This window comes from Deferribacterota bacterium (assembly GCA_034189185.1).
Classification (GTDB): Bacteria; Chrysiogenota; Deferribacteres; order Deferribacterales; family UBA228; genus UBA228.
The window spans coordinates 1-1,573 of record JAXHVM010000300.1 but is presented as its reverse complement, the minus strand read 5'-3'; the positions used below and the strand labels follow the sequence as shown (position 1 = coordinate 1,573).

Below are 1,573 nucleotides of genomic sequence, written 5' to 3'. Positions count from 1 at the left end.
TATACCTAACTTAAATATACTACTGTAAGTAATTGCTCTAGAGATTGCTTCTGCTTCACTATTAGGGGTATGCACAACACTATGAAACAGTGGTGCAGTTTTACCATTATCAATAAATTTCTTTGATAAAAACTCTATTATATCACCATTTTCACAGTGCAACATAGGCAATATACTATGTTCTTTTAATATATTGAAAACCTCTAATAAAAGCAAATCAGGGCACCTTAATGCATTATTATATGCCATAAAAAGTTTTACTGTAGATACACCCATAGATGGTAAGCTCTCCAACTCATTTAATATATTTTCATTAATATCTGTTAGTCCTAAATGAAAGCCATAATCTATGTGGCATTTATTTTCTGCCTTTTTATGCCATTCTTCTAATGCATCCAATAGGGATGTACCCTTTTTTTGCATTGCATAATCTACAATTGATGTAGTACCTCCTAAAGCTGCAGCTTTAGAGCCTGTCTCAAAATCATCACTAGAAAATGTTCCCATAAAAGGCATATTAAGATGGGTATGCACATCAACGCCACCTGGTAAAATATATAGCTTATCTGCATCAACCTCTTTTTCTGCCTTAAAATTACTTCCTATAGCTGCAATCTTGCCATCTCTAATAGCCACGTCACCCTTATAAGAGGCATCAGCATTTATTATTAATCCATTTTTTATAACTAGATCATAATATTCTTTACTCATTATAACTCTACTAACCTCCCGTAGGTTTCAGGTCTTCTATCTCTGTAAAACTGCCAAATATTCCTCACTTCTCTAATCTCATCAAGGTTTATTTCACTGTATAGAAGCTCATCTTTATCTTTAGAGGCCTCAGCTAAGAATTCACCCCTAGGGTTACATATATAACTTGTTCCATAGAATTTGCCTGTTTTCCACTCCTCTTCACCAACCCTATTAATGGCAGCAATAAAATATCCATTGGCTACAGCGTGTGCTGGTTGTTCAAGTTTCCATAGATAAGCAGATAGTCCTTCTACTGTGGCAGATGGATTAAATACAATATCAGCACCATTTAATCCCAATATTCTTGCACCTTCCGGAAAATGTCTATCATAGCAGATATAAACCCCAATATTTACCAAATCAGTTTTAAAAACAGGGTAGCCTAGATTGCCAGGTTTAAAGTAGAATTTTTCCCAAAAGCCAGGCAAATGTGGCAAATGACTTTTTCTATATTTGCCCAATATCATTCCATCGCTGTTAACTACAACAGCAGTATTATAATATAAACCAGTCATCTCTTCCTCATAGATTGGTAGAATGAGAATGATTTTATTGTCTCTTGCAATCTTTGTAAATCTCTTAACAGTAGGCCCATCTATTTTTTCTGCTAAAGCATACCACTTTTTATCTTGTTCAGCTGGAAAGTATGGCCCATAAAATAACTCCTGAAAACAGAGTATTTGAACTCCTTCTTTTGCTGCCTTTATAGCAATGGCTTCATGTTTATCTATCATTTTCTCTTTACTGCCTTCCCATTTTGCTTGATAAATACCTACTACTATCTTATTAGGCATCTTTCACCTCATCAAATATTTTTATT

The 1,573-nt window shown here is 34.3% G+C and carries 2 protein-coding genes; both read right to left on the bottom strand.

Features of this window, described 5'->3' with window-relative positions; genetic code table 11:
* Positions 1–711 (bottom strand): amidohydrolase family protein (locus SVN78_11080; protein MDY6822148.1); only part of this gene is annotated, 711 nt, incomplete at its 3' end.
* Positions 711–1,547, bottom strand: a complete 837-nt coding sequence (locus SVN78_11075) for a nitrilase-related carbon-nitrogen hydrolase (protein ID MDY6822147.1) — start codon at positions 1,545–1,547, stop codon at positions 711–713. The genes SVN78_11075 and SVN78_11080, both read right to left, overlap by 1 nt.
* Between the last annotated feature and the right edge of the window lie 26 nt (positions 1,548–1,573).